Raw genomic sequence first — 20,524 nt, 5'->3', positions numbered from 1 at the left:
ACTCGCTTCACACCGTTGATCATGATGATTAATGCGTTATCTTGGATAGTAAAAATCATGGTTCACCTCGTTGGTTGAGTGTTTTTTTTAGCCAGATAAAAAGGTCAATGAATTGATTGCGTTTGGGTTTTTCCGCAGGCGTGCTGTAAGGCCATAGGGTGATACGGTGTTCGCTTAAAAAATCGTTCATTGTTCACCTTTGTGGGTTAATTCAATAACGCCCCTGCTAAGCAGAAGCGGTGATAACTTTGTTTGTCCTGCGGGTTCCTCGAACCGAAAATAACCAGGCTCTTGGCATCAGCCGGTTGTACAGGCTGTCCTGTGGCTTTTTACGTAAAGGAAAGGTCGTCGCTAGAGCAATCGCCCGATCTACCTCTGAGCGAGGTTGAGCACGCGCTATTTTTGCGTGATGGCCCACTCTCCGACCAAGGCTGTTTTCGATCGCTTCGCGAGAGATAGCCTGTGCTTTACGGCGTTGATGTCTGCGGTATTTGGCATTACCGCCATACGTTGCCTTGCGTCTCGATGGCTTGTAAATAATCGTTGCCATAACTTACCTCCGATTGATTTCTGGATAAGCTGGTGACACAACCTATTCAGAAACCAACGGGTGAACGCAAGGGTGCACTTTGTCAGTGCTACCAAACTCCAAATTGTTAAAGAGCATCCGCCTGAGCGGGGTAAAGCGGGTATTCTATTTCGCGAATCATTCCGATTTTCATACGCCTCGGACGGCTACTTCATGGGCTTTCCTTGCCTGCTTCGCGTTGGTACATAATGTTTCTTTTTGATACATTATGTACCAATAAAGTACATTGTCAAGCACAAAAAAACCCGCATAAAGCGGGTTAATTTCATAAAAATTTAGTTAGCGCTTATAACGTCTTGGTTTACCAGAAAAAATTACAGTCCCAATTATTGAACAATTACCGTTTATTTTGATGTATTGCTCTGGCCAATTTTTGTTTAAGGCTTTGAGGTATTTTTTCCCACTGTCTTCTACAAGTCGTTTAAACGTGGCTTCGGATGAATCAATACATAAAGCAACAACATCGTCACCATGAACCGGTGCCACTTCGGGATCCACAAAAATCATATCCCCGGGTTTGTATTCATCAATCATTGAATCACCTATAACTCGTAGAATGTACGTCATTTTTCCACAAGGAATTGGGCACGGATACTTTTCTGTCAAGCTCAAATCCACCTCCGTATGATTGATTTCAGTCCATGCTCCTGCTTGTACCCAAGAGATAATCGGGATCATCCTTATCTCAAAATTTATGGTCGATATGTCTTGGAAGGTAGCAGTATCAGTAGCCAGGTGTTCTTTATCTAGCCAACCTACAGGTAAAGAAAAACATTTTTCAATATGGCGCGCCAAATCATCCCCAATCTTTTTAGTGGGATTTTTGCCGATAATACGACTTATTTGTGTCGCTTCACGGTCAAGCAGCATCGAAAAGGATTTATTTCCGCCCGTGCTATCACGTAGCTTTCTAGCGTTATCTTGCCTGATTTTATCATTAGTTTTCATGCTTACCATTCAACTATATGTACTGATAAGGTACAAGGGTCTTGAAGATTCATTTAAGTAGTGCATAATGTATCCTGGAGGTACAAATGAAAGAGTATTGGAACAACCTGACTAAATCAGAACAGCTTGCTCTTGCTAGACATGTTGGCAGCAGTACAGAGTATTTGAGGCTCGTCTTCAACGGCTACAAGAAAGCAGGCTTTTCTCTTGCTAAAAGGCTAGAAGGAGTGACTCAGGGTGGAGTTACCAAAAATCAACTCCGTCCAGATATCTACGAAAATTTTACTATTAAGTTACAAGCTGAAGAATTACCAATAAAAAAGCAGTACACATAGGAAACTTTAATTTATTCCATCAAGCAAACTCATTAACACACCAGAAAAGAGTACTGGATGGGAAACGAAGAAAGGCCTAGCACAAGCAACTATCACACAATTTGAGTATAAACATAACTACAGAGGCAGCACTGACATTATGGAAAAACGCGAACTAATTAATCAAATGTGTGAGCGTATTGAAGGCGGGAGAAGTGTAGCGGCGGCTTATCTTGGTATGCCGGAATCCAAGTTTAACAATCGGTTATACGAAAGCAAAGGCTGTCGATTCTTTAGCATTGATGAGCTATTGGCCTTGCAAACATTGAGTCAGTCAACGTTAGTTGCAGAGTATTTTGCCGAGCGGTCAGATGCCTTGGTTGTTCCTATTCCCTCCGCCGGTGATGTCGACGCGGTAGAACTACACCATATGGGATTACATACCACGGTGAAACGCAGTGCTGTCGACCAGTTAATTCTTGATGCGATTAGGGACCACGGGGGGATTAATGAACAAGCCCAACAGAAAATTCTGGATGCTCACCGTAAACACATCGCAACACGAGACGGTGAAGTTCGCGCCACGCTGCAGGTTTACAGTAAGTAAAAACACCGCGACTGCGGACCAGGCAGTCGCCCTACACAAACACACGGCGTGATGATGAACCCATTATCAAACGCAGTCAACCCCAGCATGGGGAGTCGAGAGATAGCCGATTTAGTGGAGTCTCGTCACGACAATGTGAAAAGAGCCATTGAGCGCTTGGTTGAAAAGGGGATTATCAGACTTCCTCCAATGGAGGAGGTTAAAAATCAATTAGGCCAATACGTTTTTGAATACAGGGTAGGTAAACGTGATAGCTATGTGGTGGTCGCCCAACTCTCCCCTGAATTTACCGCCCGCGTAGTCGATCGTTGGCAGCAACTGGAAGAGAAAGCGGCCTACTCGTTTTTACCGGTCGATTATTTATCAGCCTTGAAAACATTAACGCAAGAGGTTGAGCGACGCCAACGGCTAGAAAACCCGTTAGCACGGGCTGCCCCTAAGATAGATTTCGCCGACCGTGTGAGCGAGGCCAGTGGCATTCTGGTGGGCAATTTTGCCAAGCTGATGGGCCTTCGTCCCAACAAATTGTTTGTTTGGTTACGCAAAAATCACGTGCTAATGGGTATTCCTTCTCGCAGAAATGTGCCTCGACAGGAGTACCTGGAGCGGGACTATTTCACCTTCAGAGAAACGCCCATCGAGACGGAGCACGGGATGAAAATCACCTTCACCCCGCTACTGACCGGCAAGGGCCAAGCGTGGCTAACAAAAAAGCTATGTGAAGCAGGCTTATTGAAAACGATCACAAACGCGGCATAGGGAATAGACAATGAGTATGAAATTAATGACACACGCCATGAGTATCAAAGTGGGGAATCCGCTGAGAAAACTGATTTTACTCAAATTGGCTGATAATGCCAACGACCAAGGCGAATGCTGGCCGTCAGTGCCCTATATCGCTCATCAGTGTGAAATGACAGATCGCTCGGTACAAAAACATCTTCACCAGTTGGCAGTAGACGGCTTGCTGTGGATTGAATATCGTAAAAATGAGCAGGGCGTGAATAAATCGAATGTTTATCATTTGACGTTAAACAATGCCCCAAAAGTGAAGGGTGAAAATAAGTCACCCGGGGAGGATACAGGTTCACCTCCTGGTGAATCAAGAACGCTGGGTGGAGTATCTGGCACACGGGGTAGCGCATCTGGAACACCAGGAAGGGGTGAATCAGGAACACCCAGAATCAGTCATTCTTTTGAACCAGTCATAGAACCTGTCATAGAACCTAACACCCCAACTGCGAGCAAAATTTGTGCAATCAAAGTCGATGAGTGTCCTGCCAAGCGAGAAGACCCCATCCCCCACCCTGACTGTTTTCCTGCTCAGCGTAATTCCCCTCACGTTGACACTCAGACCAGCCTAGCGAGCCGTTACGCCTTCGAAGGGAAGATAATCCGCCTGACCCCGCAAGATTTCGACAGCTGGCAAACGCTATTCCCGCATTTGGACTTGGTCTACGAGCTGACACGATTGGATTTAGAGTTTCGTCACGACACGCCTAAAAGCTGGTTTTGCACCGCCAGTCAGAAACTGAATTACCAGAACAAACGGGCAGTGGATGGCACCACCTTCAAACGGGTTTCTGGCGACCGCTTCGCCAAAAAAGACTACGGCACCACGGTATTTCCGGCGTGGATGGAAGGGTAATGTGATGAATGTCATTGAAAAAATAGAAAATTCGCGTCAGCAGCAAGACCTCACTTTTCTTGAAGACCGGTTGAAAAGTGCCCGTGCCCCGCTGAAGGAAATAGCAGGGGTTCGGGTTGATGTAGCAGAGGTCCTCTGCCCACAACACGGGGCTTTTGAACAACGCTGTCGAACCCTGCAGGGCTTTGCCAACGTGCAACAGAAAACGGACTGTCCGGCGTGTTTACACGAAAAAATCACCGTATTGAAAAAGAATATCGCCTCAGACCAGCAGCGAAATCAGGCCCAATTGATTAAAAATTTGCTGAGCCAGACGGGTATCCCTGCGCGCTTTACCACTGCCAGTTTTGAGTCTTATCAGCCGATTAATGCTGAATCCTTGCGTTGCCAGAAGGTATGCCAGGCCTATGCACAAAAATGGCATGAGCGTTTAGCGCAAGGCGGTGGGTTGGTGATGTGCGGCAAACCCGGGACAGGAAAAAATCATCTGGCGGTTGCGATTGCTAAACACATCATTACGACACACCACGCCTCGGTTGTTCTGACATCCGCGCTACGTATTACTCGAGAGGTCAAGAGCACCTGGGCGAAAGACGCCACCCAAACCGAATCCGAGGTGATTAAGCACTACACCGGTGTCGACATGTTGATTATCGATGAAATCGGTGTGCAGTTTGGCAGTGAGGCCGAAAAGCTGATTTTATTTGAAATCATCAACACCCGCTATGAAAACATGAAACCGACGCTGCTGCTGAGCAATTTGCCGAAAGAAGACTTAACGACTTACCTCGGTGAGCGAGTACTGGACAGAATGAACGAAGGTGGCGGTTGTACTTTGGCGTTTACCTGGGAGAGCTATCGGGTCAGGACGGCATAACACATCAACCGGCGCCAGTAGAGACAGATGAAACATGAATGAATATCGAATAGTGCTGCCTTACCCGCCGACAGTGAATACCTATTGGCGACATGCCAGAGGCCGACATTACATCAGCAAACAGGGCAGGCAGTACCGTACCGAGGTTATTGCGTTAATTGCACGTAAGGGGCTTACCCTGTGCCTAAAAAGCAAACTTCGTGTCAAGGTACGAGTTCATGTCCCATACCGCAGGAAACGCGATTTAGATAATCTGCTAAAGGCACCGTTGGATGCCTTGGTACACGCGGGCATGATTGCCGATGACAGTGTGATTGATGACCTGCACATCATTCGGGGTGAACAGGTGCAAGGCGGCAGGAGGGAGATAATCATAACGGAACAGGAGGCAGCATGAACGTCACACAACTTAGGCTCAATAATGAGCAGTATCACTGGGTTAACAGCTGGCTGGAACGCTGGGGAGCCTGGGTATACAGCGGTCGATTGGAGAAGCCACAGAGTAGCCTCATCGCCCACTGTATGGCGACAAAAAAGCAGCAAGAAAATCCTACCAGGCCAATGTGTAATGATGATGACGGGTTGTTGATTTCTCGGGTGGTGGATACGGTGATACCGGTGGATAACCAGGCTTTTGGCATCCTGCTCAGTTACTACGTACAACGCCTTTCCCGTTATTCGATAGCGGTTTATAGCCAGAAAGCCGCTATACCGCGCAATATCAGCACACGAGGAGGCAACCGATTTAAAAAGCCTTCACTCGCTACCTGTCGTAGAGAAGTCGACCAGATACTAGAGGAAAGTCTGTATCTACTTCATAATTCTATAGAACAGGCGTTTAAATGTCGCAAACGTGTCGGTAAAATTAAAAAAGTGGCGTAATGCTATTGACTGAAAAGAGCAAATGAGCAATGATTGCAGGATATCCTGCCGTGTCTATACCCGTGATCAATGAAGATGCTTGATTTTGAAGTCGATAAGGATCATGCTCATAGCCATGAAAATAGAGCTGACTGCTGACCAGAAAATTACCCTCGAAGCCCAACATCGTCAAAGCCATGACCGCCGTGTCTGTGACAGGATCCGGTGTGTTTTGTTGTCCGCAGACGGCTGGACTCCCCCTATGATTGCTCACTCACAGCTCATTAATGAAACCACGGTGCGGCGCCACCTTACAGACTATCATAAACTCAACAAGCTCAAGCCTGAAAATGGCGGCTCCGATGGCTATCTCAATGCGGAACAGACCACGTCGCTGGTTGAACATCTCACCCAGCCGCTCTACCACCACAATCACCAAATTGTGGCGTATATCGCTGGACGCTGGAACATCACCTTTACCGTATCAGGTCTGTATAAAGGGTTGAAGCAGCATGGCTTTAGCTATAAAAAGCCGAAAGGTGTTCCGCATAAATTTGCCGTTGAGAAACAGCAGCAATTTATAAAGACCTACAGCGAATTGAAAGACGCCGCGGGTAATGACCCCATACTGTTTATTGATGCCGTTCATCCGACACAAACCACCAAAATAAGCTACGGCTGGATACGAAAAGGCCAGGATAAAACGATAGAGACCACCGGGAGCAGAACGCGGTTGAATATCATGGGAGCCTTGAACATCCAGAATGTGGCTAACCCCATAATCCGTGATGATGAGACGATTAACAGCGAAAATGTGGTTCACTTCCTGTCTGCCATTCGCGCGCATTATCCCATCACGACAACGGCACATGTGATCCTCGAGGGTGCAGGCTATCACCGTTCACAGCTTGTGCAAGACGCCGCGCTTACGTTGAATATCCAGCTTCATTACCTTCCGCCGTATAGCCCGAATCTAAACCCGATAGAGCGATTGTGGAAGGTGATGAATGAGCAAACACGAAACAATAGATATTACCCATCTAAACAGAGTTTTAAGAACGATATCTTAAACTTCTTTGAAGTGAAGCTACCACAAATGGCAAGTTCTCTGGTATCTCGCTTAAACGATAATTTCCAGGCGCTAAATCCTGCATCTTGATTTCACTTGGGTATATGTATTGATAACTAGCAGCTGTAAAACCTTGACCTTCGCCGTCGCGTCGGAGTTTTGTCAGGGCAATCGAATCTAAATATCTAACCTGAATTTTGGATAAGAAATTATAGATAAAACGCTAATATTCGATTTTTTAAATAAAAACTCTCCACAAAGAGATGGCTGGATTGTTTCATTAAAGATCGAGACTATTATGGATGATATTGAAAAACTTTATTTGCTTGATTTATGAAGTCTGCGAGTTGAAAATCTTGCTTAATTCTCTTGATTTCTAATATAGATGCTCAAGTTATACTTTGAAAAATTTAAAACAGATCACGTTCGAGTGCCGTCGTCAATAGGATTTAGATGCGATTGCATTGCATCAATGTAAAGTTTCCGATCTTTAGCTAATGTAGCTGCCTGCTTTCGCGGGACACCTAGATTAATAGACGCATTAAAGACACCAGAATATTCTTGAGAATAGGCATTACCACAATAAATAATATGCATAATTCTCCACGAAAAATTCTGGAATATAGACTTACTCTGACTTTTATCTGAACTCCATTGTTTCAATCTAGCTTTTAAAACTTTTTGTTGAATGTTTGTATCTAAGGCATTAAATATGTTTAAAATACGCTTACTAAGAAGAGACGGTTTGCGGCCAGTATTTTTATTAATTTGATTTATAAAATCTAAGATTTCTTTCGTCGATGCTATCTGAGTATTTAAAGGTAAATTAATATTATTATATTGTCTAAACTTATTTATCCAATTTTCTATAGTGCGATGAGATACACATAAGTTTTTTTCTGTGACTGATTTATCCCAGTTATAAGAAACTATTGCTACCAGCAAGTGTAAGTTCTCTGAGGCATTAAATAGTTCATGACCGTTTCCTTTCTCTTTATTACAATCTCTTACTTTTTCCAGGGCTGTTTTGATAATCAAAATTAGATTAGAATTAGACACCACGAGTGTTTTTACCCATGATACATCTAGTGTTGATTCTTCCTGTGACAATTGCTCCACTATCTTTTCATCTTCAGCAGTTAATTTATTCGGTTTCTCCAAGATGGTACGGGTACTAGCGGTAGTGGTAGTGCTTGTATTCGCGGTTTGTGAAAACTGCGAAGGTAATTGCTGTAAAAGGCTAAGATTAGCAGTGCTTACAGCCATTCGAACCGTAGGTTGTGGAATAGTAGATGGAAAAACTGGATTTTTCATTACTGGAGCGGCGTGAAGATCACTATCAGCATGGAACGATCTTTGAGAAAAAGAGGAGGAGGAGGGGGAGGCTGGCTGTAGCAACTTTGCCGAAGGACTGCTATCTGTTGCTGTGTCCAACTTACTAAAAAAATCAAACACATCATTTCTCAAATCTGGAAGCTCCGCATCAGGATCAGGAGCTCTAGGTAAATCGAGATTACCACTACCGTAGCTTTCGTGAACTTGCCTGTAAGGATGATGGCGAGAACCTGTAAAAGTGGAAACGTGTGTCAACTTGGTTTTTAAAACAGAAGAAACTTGTCCATTACCACTATCATTACTTGCACCTCCCCTCTGAGAAGACTGAGAAAAACATGGCATTCCCTTGGATAGAGTTTCATACGGAAAGAATTGATGGTCGTCATTTGTACCTGAAGAACTGGTTCGTGAATGCTGTTGAGCTAATGTAGATTGATTAATAGACACTGCATCTACATTAGGATGAACGACAACATCAGGATTGTTAGGCGAAGTTTTCATCCATTCTCGATAAGGGGCCTCTTTTCCTTGACAAGGGGTCTCCTTAACATGTACGCCTGATGCTTGTTTTGCGTCAGTTAAATTGAACCCGAAAGCTCCAGGAGCTGTTCTTAGCTGTCGTAGATGTTGAGAATCTAGGAGAGCTTCAGGACTAGTATATGTATCATGATTTATAGGTAACGTTCCAAATGGCATTTTACTTTTCTTCTCTGGTAATGAAATAGGTAATAAATTGCTATGCAATTGAATGAAAAATTTAATTAGATTATTTATATTTAATGGGTGATGGTTAAAAGTACTAAACAATCACCGTCCGAGCGAGTCTAATCGATAAAATTCTACTTTCAAATAACCTATTTACGTTTAGCAATATAATAGTTACGTATCTTTACGTATTAATACAAAGAGACTTTATACAGAATATTTTTGTAATACGCTTTCAAAAAACGCTCATTTAAGGTTGCGAATCGCGTGGTCTTTTTCACATTTAGCACCTTTCTCCAATACCCATCAGTGCTATATCTTTTTAATTCACGAGATATACCCATTTGACATGAAGATACTGGTTTTTGTATTTAGAATAATATTATTACTTTATGATTAAAATCATAATTTTACATTAAATTCGAAATCTAATTTTTCCAGTGTTTCGAATGGTAATGAGTATATAAGTGGCCAGGGAAGCGACACTATTTCTATGACACCACCCCCGACCCCTAGCGGGAAACGGTATTCCCACTGAGAGACGAGAATGAGCATGGAAAAACTGACGACAGGCGTTGCCTACGGGGCCTCAGCCGGTAGCATTCTGAATGGTTTGCTAAACAGCTACAGCCCGGAACAATGGAACGCCATTGGCGTGCTGGCGGGCGTCTCGCTGGCGGTGCTGACCTATTTGACCAATCTGTATTTCAAGATTAAAGAAGACCGGCGTAAGAGCGCAACAGGCAAATGAGCAAGCTAAGCAAACCCATGCTGGGACTGATTTTGGCAGGGGCGACAGCGACCGCCATCCTTACACAATTTTTGCATGAAAAAGAAGGCAATCGGCTGACGGCCTATCGAGACGGCGCGAATGTGTGGACGATTTGCCGCGGTGCGACACGAGTTGATGACAAGCCGGTAATGCAAGGCCTGCAACTCAGTGCAGAGAAATGCGAGCAGGTTAACAAATTTGAGGTAGATAAAGCGATCGCCTGGGTAGAACGTCATGTTCAGGTGCCGTTAAGCGACGCTCAGAAAGCCGGTATTGCTTCATTTTGTCCGTATAGCAGGGGCCGTATAAGTTGATTATAAAAATCAGCAATAACATATTGATATTAAATAATATTTATTAACAAAAGAGATCACGTTACATGGCGCCTGCTATATCGAGGCACATTTCTGCGAGAAGGAATACCCATTAGCACGTGATTTTTGCGTAACCAAACAAACAATTTGTTGGGACGAAGGCCCATCAGCTTGGCAAAATTGCCCACCAGAATGCCACTGGCCTCGCTCACACGGTCGGCGAAATCTATCTTAGGGGCAGCCCGTGCTAACGGGTTTTCTAGCCGTTGGCGTCGCTCAACCTCTTGCGTTAATGTTTTCAAGGCTGATAAATAATCGACCGGTAAAAACGAGTAGGCCGCTTTCTCTTCCAGTTGCTGCCAACGATCGACTACGCGGGCGGTAAATTCAGGGGAGAGTTGGGCGACCACCACATAGCTATCACGTTTACCTACCCTGTATTCAAAAACGTATTGGCCTAATTGATTTTTAACCTCCTCCATTGGAGGAAGTCTGATAATCCCCTTTTCAACCAAGCGCTCAATGGCTCTTTTCACATTGTCGTGACGAGACTCCACTAAATCGGCTATCTCTCGACTCCCCATGCTGGGGTTGACTGCGTTTGATAATGGGTTCATCATCACGCCGTGTGTTTGTGTAGGGCGACTGCCTGGTCCGCAGTCGCGGTGTTTTTACTTACTGTAAACCTGCAGCGTGGCGCGAACTTCACCGTCTCGTGTTGCGATGTGTTTACGGTGAGCATCCAGAATTTTCTGTTGGGCTTGTTCATTAATCCCCCCGTGGTCCCTAATCGCATCAAGAATTAACTGGTCGACAGCACTGCGTTTGACTGCTGTGTTCAGGCTCATGTGGTGCAGTTCCACGGTGTCCACCTCCGCAGAAGGTGCAGGTACGACGATGGCATTCGATCGTGCAGCAAAATATTCCGCAACCCAGGTTGACTCACTCAGTGTTTGCAGTGCTACCAGTTCATCGACGCTGAAAAATCGAGCACCTTTGTTCTCATACAAGTGATTGTTAAATTTAGATTCAGACATCCCTAAATACGCCGCAGCAACGGCGCGTCCGCCTGTCACTCGCTCACACATCCGGTTAATTAATGCGCGTTTGTCCATAATTTATCCTGTTCCTTATTGGGTTATACTTTTGTTTGCGTTATGAGAGCATGGCGTCACGATGAGATCAGGCCGCTTCGTCTGGATGTGGAAAAAGGTCGGGCAAATCCGGGCGAATTTGGTAAGCCTTGAATTCACCATCAACAGCTCTTATAAAAGCGTTTACATTTTTGGGTGAAACTTTTTTCTTTAGGTGAAGCCAACACCAAATAGTTGGCTGAGCTACACTTACCTTGTCCGCTAGTTTTTTCTGGCTACCAGCGATACTGATTGCACGTTGCACATATAAATTTATAGACATAAGTAATTCCAATTTTGAACACAAGAGATAATAACTTTGAGATTCGACAATTGCAATACTTTTGGATATTTGACTAAAAATACCCAAAGCTATATGTTGGAGAGTATGAAAGAGACCACACTAGCTGAACGCCTAAAAATGGCTATGGATACGGGTAAATTTACGCAAGCAAAATTGGCGTCCGCCACGGGCATGGCTCAACCTAGTATCTGGAAACTACTTAGCGGAAAAGCGTTAAGTAGTACCAAAATTCTTCAACTATCCAGGGTGCTTAACGTTAGGGCTGAATGGTTAAGCGAAGGAAAGGGGCCAATGAATGACAACAGCAGCAATGATATAGCAGAAATAAAGCGGTCATATGATGATGTTTTTTCAGTCGATGTTTATGGAAAAAATGGCCTGACAGGAGAAAGAGTTTTAGTTCCCGACTCAGTTAAATCAAAAACTTGTAGGGCATACAGGCTTAATGTTAACAGTGGTTGTGCCGAAGCTCCATCAGGGACATTGATCGTTGTAGATATAAAAGAAATACCAGGAACAAATGATTTAGTATACGCCCACGTCAACGAATTAGCATCGGTTTACCGTTTCATGCAAGGTGGTTCATTTGGATTTTTGGCGGTAGATGATCCAAGGATACCTTTGCTTGAATTAACATCAAAATCGTCGCTGATAGGTGTTATTGTGTACCTTTCTCGGAGCCTTCGCCGTAAATAACACGCCAAAGATGGATGGGTTGTCTCATATTTTCCAGCCCCTACCCTTACCATTTCTATCATAAAAAAATCCTTTTTCTGAAAAAACAAAATCGGCATTATACAGTATTGGACCAAAATGGTCTGTAAAAAAACACAGTTCATCATACCCGAATACGTAATTTATTCTTTATTAAATAAATTACCCTTCCCTTGATTGCCATATATATAAAAAATAAATCACTTTAATTATCAAGAAACTATCATGATTATAGCCAAAAGTTCACTTATGGATATTGAAATAATATATATCTTTGGTTATATTAACTTCATCACTAACGCGAAGCAGGCAAGGAAAGCCCATGAAGTAGGCGCATGAAAATCGGAATGATTCGCGAAATAGAATGCCCGATATACCCCGCTCAAGCGGATGCTCTTTAACAATTTGGAGTTTGGTAGCACTGACAAAGTGCACCCTTGCGTTCACCCGTTGGTTTCTGAATAGGTTGTGTCACCAGCTTATCCAGAAATCAATCGGAGGTAAGTTATGGCAACGATTATTTACAAGCCATCGAAACGCAAGGCAACGTATGGCGGTAATGCCAAATACCGCAGACATCAACGCCGTAAAGCGCAGGCTATTTCACGTGAGGCGATCGAAAATAGCCTTGATCGGAGAGGGGGCCATCACGCAAAAATAGTGCGTGCTCACCCTCGCTCAGAGGTAGATCGGGCGATTGCTCTAGCGACGGCCTTTCCTTTACGTAAAAAGCCACAGGACAGCCTGTACAACCGGCTGATGCCAAGAGTCTGGTTATTTTCGGTTCGAGGAACCCGCAGGACAAACAAAGTTATCACCGCTTCTGCTTAGCAGGGGCGTTATTGAATTAACCCACAGAGGCGAACCATGATTTTTACTATCCAAGATAACGCATTAATCATCATGGTCAACGGTGTGAAGCGAGTTTTCCTTAACAGCGAGCGGGGCTATGCCCGCATGTCCCGCGCCTATTGTAAAAGCAGAGGGCGACTGGCATGACACCCGAGACGCTTATTGAAGCACGAAAAATAATGAACACGTTCAGTGATCAAGATTGGCACAACATTAATGAACAGGCGGAAGAGTGGGACAAATACTTCACTTTTGAGCACATCGCTCAGCTCTTTAAAAAATTGCCCCATTTTGATAGTGAGGCCTTGGCACTCGCCTTGGATGAGACCGAACCCGATGACCTCGATGAGGCATTTTTCAGCATTTTTATCTCAAAAGCGAAGTGGATGTTAGCCAAAGAACGGCTCTACAGTGGCGATGACTATGACAAGGTCTATTATGGAGAATAAAGCCTTTTATCTTAAGCTGGCCACTATCCAACGCGAACTTAATGCACCGAAAAATCAATACAATACCTTTGGTAAATACCACTACCGCAGCTGTGAAGACATTTTGGAAGGCGTTAAGCCGCTGCTGGGTGATTTATTTCTCTCGATAAGTGATGAAATCGTACAAATAGGCGATCGCTATTACGTCAAGGCAACAGCGACCCTGACGGACGGTGAAAATTCGTTTCAGGCCTCCGCCATCGCACGGGAAGAATTGAACAAAAAAGGCATGGATGCGGCACAGCTGACCGGGGCAACCAGTTCCTACGCGCGTAAGTACTGCCTGAACGGCCTGTTTGCGATTGATGATGCCAAAGATGCCGACACCGAGGCCTATAAACAGCAAGAAAACAAGGGAACCCCACACACGAAGTCCACCGTTGCACGGACACCCGAACAATACCTCACCGATTTCACCCACTGGGCGCGTCAATGCAAGGATAAAGTGGCCTTACAGGGGGCTTATAACCGACTGAGCCAGCTGCTTATCCAGCAGCCTGATTTAGCACAAAAAGCCAACGACATTTATCTCACCCACTCAGCAACCTTAGAGAAGGCAGCCTAATGGCACACACCATCACCCTCAAACTCCAACAGGCCGCCAGAGAATTTACGGCCACTGACGCCATCGGCTTCGCCCTACGGGGTGGCGTTAAATACTACGATCGCAAATTAAAAGCCCATGCTTTCACTAACTACCAGGCGGTACTGTTTGCCAAAGCCGGCAATCAAGCAGATTTTTACCGCGAAACACTCAACCCAGGTGCTATCGTTGAGCTCTTCGGTGAAAGCATCAAGATCGACAGCTACGAAGGGAAAAACGGACAAGCGATCGTCTTGGAGCTAAACAATGCACGTTTGGGCTTTGTCGACGCGGGACAGCAGACACAGAGACAACAACCCACCCAAGCGCTACCCCAATACCCTACCAAGGCACCCTGTCAACAAAGCAATGTGATGCCGTTCACAAATTTTAATGACGACGGGGATGATATCCCGTTTTGAGCGGTTCGTTAAGCTGCTCAGTTTCTTGCAGGTGCGAGTCCTGCTGCAATAATTGGTTAGTTTGATTGCGTAGCTATGGCGTACATGTGGAAGGCGACTGAAACATGGAAGCAACGCCGGATAAACGTTGCCCCTGACCCAGTCCATGGGCGCGCGCAAGCACACAGCCCGTAACGAAAGTGAACCTGAACAAGCCTCGTAAATGTCAGCCACACGGCAATGCTGGGAGAGTGTGGTGTAGGGTGGTTCCGCCGAGCCTTTGGAATGGGGGCGAAGGTCATCGAGTTCTAGTGGATTAACTAACCACTTGAAGCTAGAACGGGAACTCGGGGTATTGAGGATGGGATGTGCGCATAGAACTGAGCGGAACGAACGAGACCTCTACCCGTCGTGGTTTAACCCACCGCGTAATTGAAGATATAAGGTAACCGCCGAAGTTCGAATAGACGCGGGATAGAGGAGTCGGAGGAGGCCATAGTACTGTTGATGATGAGGACAACATAACCTCGTCGGAGAGAAGGGCCTCTGCTTCTGTCATGCTATTTTTTGTAGGAGGCATTACGTGATTGCGAAAGCTGAAAACACGTCGCTAGAAAGAGTGCGAGTACTGCAACGAAAGTTATACCTAGCAGCCAAGACGAATCCAACACGGAAATTCGGCGTGCTGTATGACAAGGTGTGTCAGATCGATGTGTTATGGATGGCCTACAAGCAAGTCCGAGCCAACAAAGGTGCCCCAGGCATCGACCAGCAGACTTCTGAAGTCATTGAAAAGGAAGTTGGAGTTGGGTCATTCTTGGCTGAAATCCAAACAAAACTCATGGAAAAGAGGTACACGCCTCTGCCGGTCAAACGGGTGTACATCCCCAAGGCTGACGGAACGCAAAGACCTCTAGGCATTCCCGTTATCGCAGATCGTGTTGTTCAGGCAGCGGTGAAAATTGTTATCGAACCTCTTTTTGAGGCTACCTTCAAGGATTGCTCGTATGGCTTCCGGCCTCGGAAGAATGCACAACAAGCATTGCGGGAAATCTACAAGTGGCTGAATTTCAAGTGCCACTGGGTGGTAGATGCGGATTTGAAGTCGTACTTTGACACAATTCCGCACGATAAATTACTGCTGTCCGTTCGAACCAGAGTCATTGATCGCTCGGTTGTAAAGCTGATCGAGATGTGGCTTAAAGCTGGAGCGATGGAAGAGATGAAAATCCGGAAGGAGACGACCGGTACGCCGCAAGGGGGAGTGATTACTCCGCAAACAATCTGGCAAACTTCTGCCATATGTTTTGTCTGATCCTGCTTCCAGGCTGGTATCATTCCCGGGATTCACCCGAAAAACCACCACAATTTCATCACGATAAATTTCTATCCGTTTCACCAGCGCACGCAGAATTTCTCGCTTCATCAGAAAATCGTCCGTACTCAGGCGTTCCGTGACCGCAGCAGCAAAATCCTCCACCCGGTTAACCAGTAGCAGCAACTCATGCTGGTTCTCTGTGGCCTGTTTCACCTTCACTCTCTGGCGCGCAAGTTCCGCCAGCCTGAGCGTCATCACTCTGATCCGTGGTTCAAAGTCTGTTTTGCCAATCAGCCCTTCGGCAAAACTATCAATCAATCGGGACCGCCCCACGTTTAGCTGATTTTCTTGCTTTTTCAGACGCTCAGCATCTGCGGTCTGTCCACTGTGCTCTGACGCCTGCGTTAGACGCTGCTCATATTCTTTTTTCAGCCGTTCCGGCTCAGACAGCAGCGCAATGACCTGTGCCCAGACCGTTTCATCCAGCATGGATGTCCTGACCTGTTTATTGTCACACACCCGAATGCCCCCAAAGCGGTAAGCATCCGTCCCAGTACAGTGGTAATAAGAATACTGCGCCCCCCCTTTTGCCGCAGATTTACTGACTTTTTTGCCATAATACGCATAGCGACAGTGGCCGCACACAGTCAGCCCCTGTAAGAGATAAGCGGCTCCCCGGCGCCCCTGTCGTGCATGTCGGCGGTTTTCTTCCAGCTGTTCGTTGACCGTCAAGAAAAGAGCGCTGTTGATGATGGCAGGCACAGGGATCCCGATGCCGTCATCCGGCTTACTTCGTATTACTGAATAACCGTTCTTGAGGATATCTGCACTGTTGCGCGCTGCTCTCACCCGGGGACGGGGGGCGCAGTTTTTCGTTTTTCCGAACACAGCAAGTCCTTTGTAAGCGGGGTTCTTTAACATGCCCCATACCGTACTGCGGTCCCAGCCGGGTTTGCCGGTGGCGCTTTCTATGCCTTTCTCAGCCAGACGTCTGACCACACCGCCTAGACTCAGGCGCTCTATGCCAGCCCAACTAAATATCTTCCTGACCACGGAGGCTTCATGAAGGTTGACAATATACTGTGCGGGTGTCCCGTCCGGCTGCCTGCGGATATACCGATAACCGTAAGGTGCACCGGAAAGGACACCGACATTACCACAGCGTGCACCGTGAAGCTTACCACGCCGGTTGCGCTCCATAATCTTTGCCCGCTCATATTCAGCAAACATCCCCTGCATCTGCAGAAGCATCATGTCTTCCAGCGTGTCGCCGGGGGTGTGACAGATAAAGATAACCTCCACGCCGCAGGCGCTGAACTCTTCCATCAGCAGAGCCTGATAGGCGTATTTACGGGCTAGCCTGTCGGGCGACAGGATGTACAGGCATTCAATATCGCCTGCCGCCGCGTAGTCCCTCAGGCGCTCTAGTTGCGGGCGGATAAGTGTAGCACCGCTGACACCATCATCGATAAAGAGCATGGCGTCAGGCAACACGTGGCCGTCCTCACGGATGCGGTCCTTGATTGCTGCAAGCTGACTGCCGATGGTGCCATTTTTTACCTGTTGCCCGGAAGAAACGCGGGCGTAGAGTGCGACCAGTGCCTTGTTCATAACATTTTGCTCCGTCTAGCGGTTGAGCGGGCAGGAGCCCGGTGAGGTTTGGCCTGGGCCTGGTCGTGAGGGGTAAGCACGTGGTGGTTAACGGGAGTCAGCTGTTCATAAACATCCGTCAGCTGGTCGTCAGAAAACCGGCTGGGCTCGAAAGTGATACGTACGTGTTGTGAAAATGGCTTCGGTTTCATTGCTGAGGGTCACTCCGTGTGCCGTTATCAGTCTCAATAACGAGGGAAAACTCAGTGATGCTCCCATCCGGATGACCAGACTTGAGGCAGCGCCGGTGAAAACGCAGGCCCCAGCTTACGCGAAAGTTTGCACTATTGTTTGCGGAGTAATTTCTCCCTTGCTCGCTAATCTCTACCTGCACTGGCTTGATTCGACGTGGGAGAAAAAGGCGTTCGGTAAACGTCCGCATGATGCTCATATCGTGCGATATGCCGACGATTTTGTGATTTTGTGCAGCAAGCGCCCGGAGTTTTATCTGGATCAGGCCAAGAAAGTCTTAGACCGACTTGGGTTGACGCTTAATGCCAAGAAAACGCGGATAGTTAATGCCATGAAAGAGCCGTTTGACTTTCTAGGTCACAGGTTCGCAGTTCAACCATCGAAAGTGACGGGCGAGTTGAAGACCTTTTACTATCCGACTCCCAAGGCTATGAAGTCTGTTAAGCAGAAAATCCGTGATGTTGTCCGAAAAGGGCAGCACTGGGATTGGCCCACATTGGTGAAAGAAAAGGTAAACCCGATTCTTCGCGGATGGGGGAATTACTTCAAGACAGGTAATTCAAGGAAGCATTTCTTGAGCATAGCGAATTACACGATATGGACACTCTGCATCATGTTGCGGAAGAAGCACAAGAAACGGGGTAAGGGGTGGAGGGACCACCCGCCGTCCTGGTTCTACGATTACCACGGGCTGTTTAAGCTGTACAGCCTGTCCATAACCGGAGATGAAGGGAGTCGGTATGCCCGACCTGTGCCGTCGTAACGCTGTGGAAAGAAGACAGTCGGAAAGCCGTGTACGGGAAAACTGCAAGCACGGTTTGACGAGAGGTCGCTGGGGAGATGATGTCAAACCAGAGACCTACTCTACGAGCGGTTCTCCGTTTTGATGACAAGACAATTTATCGAGGTAAAAATGGAACAACGAACAGAAGCCTGGTTTGCTGCAAGATGCGGCAAGGTCACAGCCAGCAAATTGGCAGAGGTGATGGCAAAAGTAAAAACAGGCGACGCCGCAACGCGAAAAAAATACAGGGCCGAGCTGATTTGCCAGCGTCTGACGGGGAAACGGGAAGACACCTTTGTCACGCTCGACATGAAGCACGGGACAGCACTGGAACCCGTCGCCCGTGAGGCTTACATCTTGCGTGAATTTGCAGTAGAGGTCACGGAGGTCGGTCTCGTCGACCACCCCACTATTGAGGGGTTTGCGGCCAGTCCCGACGGATTGGTTAATGAGGATGGCCTGATCGAGATTAAATGCCCCAAAACCTGGACGCATCTGAAAACGATAAGAACAGGTGAACCAGAAAAAAAATACCTCCTGCAAATGCACGCGCAAATGCTGTGTACGGGGCGTCGATGGTGTGACTTTGTCAGCTATGATAATCGACTGCCTGACACATTAGCCTACTTCAAAAAGCGCATTCACTTTGATGAGGCACTGGGCAAGGAAATTGAAACAGAAGTGCGAAAATTTCTTCAGGAACTTGAAGATGAAATCGAACAGATTAAAACGTATGGGAAAGTGGCATGAAGATAACGCCACTGAAAAAAGTGGTCGTCAACATCAAAACAGGGGCAGAGATGGTATGATACAGGGCATGCCTTTCTGAAACGTCGTTATATTAAGCTTAGGATAAAGCGATGAAAGCAATAATTTCTCCTCACGACGCCTTCTGTAAGAAGTTTTTGGGTAATCTTGAGGTGGCACGAGACTTTTTGAAAACACATTTACCGCCCGCTGTTTTGAAGAAATGTGACCTTTCTACACTGAAAGTAGAAGATTGCTCCTTTGTTGATGAAAATTTGAGACAATATTTCTCTGATATTGTTTATTCAATGCAGATGAACGACGGCAGCAAGGCGTACATTCAGTGTATTATCGAACATCAAAGCAACCCGCAACTTTTGATGACGTTTCGTGAATTACGCTATTGTGTGGGGATTTGGCAAAAATATTTTGACAAAAACCCGAACGAAAAATTACCTATTGTGGTGCCGATATTGTTTTATCACGGGAAAAGGCGGCCCTATCCTTACAGCAGGGATTTGATGGATTGTTTTGTTGACCCGGAGCTAGCCAGAGAAATCTACACCAAGCCGTTTCCTTTGGTGGATATTAGCGTTATTCCTGATGAGGAAATCATGACACACGGCCATGTGGCGTTGATGGAACTGGTGCAAAAACACATTTACATGCGTGATATGATAAACATGGTCGGACCCATTGCAGAACTATTGAATAAAGGTTATACAAACCGTGAATTGTTCCACGCTTTGCTCTATTATATCACCTACCAAGGGGAAACGAAGAATACTGAAAAGTTCTTCAAAGCGCTCGTGGATCAGACACCCACTTACCGTGAGGACATTATGACGATTGCACAACAACTCGAAAAACGGGGCGAAAAACGGGGCGAAAAACGGGGCATGCAACAGGGCATGCAACAGGGCATGCAACAGGGCATGCAACAGGGCATGCAACAGGGAGAAAAACAAGCGTCCTTAAAAATCGCGAAAGAACTTCTTGCTGACGGAGCAAGCAAAGAAAAGATTAAAAAATATACTGGACTTTCTGACCAAGATATTAAAGATATTGAAGTATTGCTACATTAAGGTGTCTTAACACCTGCTATACCCGGACGGGCTGAATGATGATTCAGCCTCGAGGAATATTTCGTTAAAGGTGTTAAATAACTTTAACTAGCGAATGCCGCATACATAAGTAGTGCGGTTTTTTTACGCCCATAGCGTGTTATGGGTCAGACAATGAGCAATTATACACCTTCAATAAAACTAAATTCACCTTTAGCCTACCATCTTTGTGATCGTTTCAAAGATGGGATGGTA

25 protein-coding genes and 2 pseudogenes are annotated in these 20,524 nt (G+C 46.1%); 19 read left to right on the top strand and 8 right to left on the bottom strand.

Features of this window, described 5'->3' with window-relative positions:
• Positions 1-55: 55 nt before the first annotated feature.
• The 3 genes from AAHH42_RS12855 to AAHH42_RS12845 all read right to left on the bottom strand — a co-directional run bounded on the left by AAHH42_RS12855 (position 56) and on the right by AAHH42_RS12845 (position 1,537).
• Positions 56-190, bottom strand: coding sequence for a hypothetical protein (locus AAHH42_RS12855; RefSeq protein ID WP_275887663.1), 135 nt, complete (start codon positions 188-190; stop codon positions 56-58).
• A gap of 36 nt (positions 191-226) precedes the next feature.
• The gene (locus tag AAHH42_RS12850; protein WP_342221303.1) at positions 227-550 is read right to left on the bottom strand and encodes a hypothetical protein; all 324 of its coding nucleotides are present in this window, start codon (positions 548-550) and stop codon (positions 227-229) included.
• 318 nt (positions 551-868) lie between these two features.
• Positions 869-1,537: a LexA family transcriptional regulator gene (locus AAHH42_RS12845; RefSeq protein ID WP_342221302.1), complete on the bottom strand. Its 669-nt coding sequence runs from the start codon at positions 1,535-1,537 to the stop codon at positions 869-871.
• Between the two features lie 86 nt (positions 1,538-1,623).
• On the opposite strand from AAHH42_RS12845, the gene AAHH42_RS12840 reads away from it, so the two are divergent.
• The 8 genes from AAHH42_RS12840 to AAHH42_RS12805 all read left to right on the top strand — a co-directional run bounded on the left by AAHH42_RS12840 (position 1,624) and on the right by AAHH42_RS12805 (position 7,003).
• Entirely contained in the window at positions 1,624-1,872 is a 249-nt protein-coding gene (locus tag AAHH42_RS12840) for a YdaS family helix-turn-helix protein (RefSeq protein ID WP_119797009.1), read from the top strand.
• Positions 1,873-2,011: 139 nt separating this feature from the next.
• Complete coding sequence (locus AAHH42_RS12835) at positions 2,012-2,458, top strand: YmfL family putative regulatory protein (RefSeq protein WP_342221301.1); 447 nt, start codon at positions 2,012-2,014, stop codon at positions 2,456-2,458.
• Between the two features lie 54 nt (positions 2,459-2,512).
• Positions 2,513-3,217, top strand: coding sequence for a phage antirepressor KilAC domain-containing protein (locus tag AAHH42_RS12830; protein ID WP_342222078.1), 705 nt, complete (start codon positions 2,513-2,515; stop codon positions 3,215-3,217).
• A 10-nt stretch (positions 3,218-3,227) separates the two neighbouring features.
• Positions 3,228-4,106, top strand: coding sequence for a helix-turn-helix domain-containing protein (locus tag AAHH42_RS12825; RefSeq protein ID WP_119797011.1), 879 nt, complete (start codon positions 3,228-3,230; stop codon positions 4,104-4,106).
• Positions 4,018-4,983 (top strand): ATP-binding protein, encoded by a 966-nt coding sequence (locus AAHH42_RS12820; RefSeq protein ID WP_342221124.1) that lies wholly within the window; start codon positions 4,018-4,020, stop codon positions 4,981-4,983. Before AAHH42_RS12825 ends, AAHH42_RS12820 begins: the two co-directional genes overlap by 89 nt.
• A gap of 34 nt (positions 4,984-5,017) precedes the next feature.
• On the top strand, positions 5,018-5,380 hold the full coding sequence (locus AAHH42_RS12815; protein ID WP_342221125.1) for a RusA family crossover junction endodeoxyribonuclease: 363 nt from the start codon (positions 5,018-5,020) through the stop codon (positions 5,378-5,380).
• On the top strand, positions 5,377-5,865 hold the full coding sequence (locus tag AAHH42_RS12810) for an antiterminator Q family protein (protein WP_342221300.1): 489 nt from the start codon (positions 5,377-5,379) through the stop codon (positions 5,863-5,865). Before AAHH42_RS12815 ends, AAHH42_RS12810 begins: the two co-directional genes overlap by 4 nt.
• Positions 5,866-5,980: 115 nt before the next feature.
• Entirely contained in the window at positions 5,981-7,003 is a 1,023-nt protein-coding gene (locus AAHH42_RS12805; RefSeq protein WP_119797580.1) for an IS630 family transposase, read from the top strand.
• Between the two features lie 330 nt (positions 7,004-7,333).
• On the opposite strand, the gene AAHH42_RS12800 is transcribed toward AAHH42_RS12805, so the two are convergent.
• Positions 7,334-9,055, bottom strand: a complete 1,722-nt coding sequence (locus tag AAHH42_RS12800; protein WP_342221299.1) for a hypothetical protein — start codon at positions 9,053-9,055, stop codon at positions 7,334-7,336.
• A gap of 445 nt (positions 9,056-9,500) precedes the next feature.
• Between AAHH42_RS12800 and AAHH42_RS12795 the strand changes: the two genes are divergently transcribed.
• Both AAHH42_RS12795 and AAHH42_RS12790 read left to right on the top strand, forming a co-directional pair.
• The gene (locus AAHH42_RS12795) at positions 9,501-9,704 is read left to right on the top strand and encodes a class II holin family protein (protein ID WP_119797356.1); all 204 of its coding nucleotides are present in this window, start codon (positions 9,501-9,503) and stop codon (positions 9,702-9,704) included.
• Positions 9,701-10,027, top strand: a pseudogene (locus AAHH42_RS12790) (lysozyme); the annotation flags it as partial. The gene AAHH42_RS12795 and the pseudogene AAHH42_RS12790, both read left to right, overlap by 4 nt.
• A 68-nt stretch (positions 10,028-10,095) precedes the next feature.
• Here AAHH42_RS12790 and AAHH42_RS12785 read toward each other — a convergent pair.
• From AAHH42_RS12785 to AAHH42_RS12775, 3 genes are all read right to left on the bottom strand, one after another.
• A complete protein-coding gene (locus AAHH42_RS12785; protein ID WP_342221298.1) occupies positions 10,096-10,659 on the bottom strand; it encodes a phage antirepressor KilAC domain-containing protein in 564 nt (187 codons plus the stop codon).
• 51 nt (positions 10,660-10,710) lie between these two features.
• Entirely contained in the window at positions 10,711-11,154 is a 444-nt protein-coding gene (locus tag AAHH42_RS12780; protein WP_342221297.1) for a YmfL family putative regulatory protein, read from the bottom strand.
• A 67-nt stretch (positions 11,155-11,221) separates the two neighbouring features.
• The gene (locus AAHH42_RS12775; RefSeq protein ID WP_162860100.1) at positions 11,222-11,449 is read right to left on the bottom strand and encodes a YdaS family helix-turn-helix protein; all 228 of its coding nucleotides are present in this window, start codon (positions 11,447-11,449) and stop codon (positions 11,222-11,224) included.
• Between the two features lie 111 nt (positions 11,450-11,560).
• On the opposite strand from AAHH42_RS12775, the gene AAHH42_RS12770 reads away from it, so the two are divergent.
• The 6 genes and pseudogenes from AAHH42_RS12770 to AAHH42_RS12745 all read left to right on the top strand — a co-directional run.
• A complete protein-coding gene (locus AAHH42_RS12770) occupies positions 11,561-12,172 on the top strand; it encodes a helix-turn-helix domain-containing protein (protein ID WP_119797351.1) in 612 nt (203 codons plus the stop codon).
• Positions 12,173-12,697: 525 nt separating this feature from the next.
• Positions 12,698-13,021, top strand: coding sequence for a hypothetical protein (locus tag AAHH42_RS12765; protein WP_119797350.1), 324 nt, complete (start codon positions 12,698-12,700; stop codon positions 13,019-13,021).
• A gap of 164 nt (positions 13,022-13,185) precedes the next feature.
• Entirely contained in the window at positions 13,186-13,491 is a 306-nt protein-coding gene (locus tag AAHH42_RS12760; RefSeq protein ID WP_342221296.1) for a hypothetical protein, read from the top strand.
• Entirely contained in the window at positions 13,466-14,095 is a 630-nt protein-coding gene (locus AAHH42_RS12755) for an ERF family protein (RefSeq protein WP_254052036.1), read from the top strand. Before AAHH42_RS12760 ends, AAHH42_RS12755 begins: the two co-directional genes overlap by 26 nt.
• Positions 14,095-14,535 (top strand): hypothetical protein, encoded by a 441-nt coding sequence (locus tag AAHH42_RS12750; RefSeq protein ID WP_119797349.1) that lies wholly within the window; start codon positions 14,095-14,097, stop codon positions 14,533-14,535. The genes AAHH42_RS12755 and AAHH42_RS12750 overlap by 1 nt, the downstream gene beginning before the upstream one ends.
• A 700-nt stretch (positions 14,536-15,235) precedes the next feature.
• Positions 15,236-15,733: pseudogene (locus tag AAHH42_RS12745) on the top strand (reverse transcriptase domain-containing protein); the annotation flags it as partial.
• Here the strand turns inward: AAHH42_RS12745 and AAHH42_RS12740 are convergent.
• Complete coding sequence (locus AAHH42_RS12740) at positions 15,650-17,443, bottom strand: recombinase family protein (protein ID WP_342221223.1); 1,794 nt, start codon at positions 17,441-17,443, stop codon at positions 15,650-15,652. The pseudogene AAHH42_RS12745 and the gene AAHH42_RS12740 overlap by 84 nt on opposite strands.
• Before the next feature lie 175 nt (positions 17,444-17,618).
• Here AAHH42_RS12740 and AAHH42_RS12735 point away from each other — a divergent pair, with 175 nt between their 5' ends.
• The 3 genes from AAHH42_RS12735 to AAHH42_RS12725 all read left to right on the top strand — a co-directional run bounded on the left by AAHH42_RS12735 (position 17,619) and on the right by AAHH42_RS12725 (position 20,290).
• Positions 17,619-18,437 carry a group II intron maturase-specific domain-containing protein gene (locus tag AAHH42_RS12735; RefSeq protein WP_342220949.1) on the top strand — a complete coding sequence of 273 codons (819 nt, stop codon included), beginning with the start codon at positions 17,619-17,621 and terminating at the stop codon, positions 18,435-18,437.
• A 150-nt stretch (positions 18,438-18,587) separates the two neighbouring features.
• Positions 18,588-19,208, top strand: a complete 621-nt coding sequence (locus AAHH42_RS12730) for a lambda exonuclease family protein (RefSeq protein WP_342222001.1) — start codon at positions 18,588-18,590, stop codon at positions 19,206-19,208.
• Positions 19,209-19,318: 110 nt separating this feature from the next.
• The gene (locus tag AAHH42_RS12725; RefSeq protein WP_342221295.1) at positions 19,319-20,290 is read left to right on the top strand and encodes an Rpn family recombination-promoting nuclease/putative transposase; all 972 of its coding nucleotides are present in this window, start codon (positions 19,319-19,321) and stop codon (positions 20,288-20,290) included.
• The last annotated feature ends 234 nt before the right edge of the window (positions 20,291-20,524 follow it).

It is taken from the genome of Candidatus Fukatsuia endosymbiont of Tuberolachnus salignus, from assembly GCF_964030845.1.
Taxonomy (GTDB): domain Bacteria; phylum Pseudomonadota; class Gammaproteobacteria; order Enterobacterales; family Enterobacteriaceae; genus Fukatsuia; species Fukatsuia symbiotica.
The sequence above is the reverse complement of the archived record's forward strand: the minus strand, read 5'-3'. Positions and strand labels throughout refer to the sequence as shown.